At 73.1% G+C, this 361-nt stretch carries 1 pseudogene; it reads left to right on the forward strand.

Annotation, left to right across the window (positions count from 1 at the left end):
- Positions 1 to 20 precede the first annotated feature (20 nt).
- A pseudogene (locus tag PUR26_RS02055) lies at positions 21 to 361 on the forward strand (hypothetical protein); the annotation flags it as partial.

Raw genomic sequence — 361 nt, forward strand, 5'->3', positions numbered from 1 at the left:
CGGCCGAGCAGCGCGAGATCCTGGCGACGCGCTTCTCCTCCCGGGCCGGCACCGTCGAGGGGTCCGACGGCCTCGAATGGTTCGAACTGCTCCGTCCGGTGGAGGGGACCGACCAGGACCTCGTCTACACCCGTTGGCGCGCCGCGGCCCACCGCGACCTACAGTCCCGGCGACACTCCTGCCAGGCCCGACGCTCGACCGATCTGGCCGCGACGCAGGGGAAGCTTCTGCACCTGCTGGCCCGCGTCCAGGGGGCGCGCTCGGTCCTGGAGATCGGCACGCTCGGTGGCTACAGCACCATCTGGCTGGCCCGGGCGCTGCCCCCGGACGGACGGCTGGTCTCGCTGGAGTACGACCCCGC

Source organism: Streptomyces sp. SP18CS02 (genome assembly GCF_036322365.1).
Taxonomy (GTDB): Bacteria; Actinomycetota; Actinomycetes; order Streptomycetales; family Streptomycetaceae; genus Streptomyces.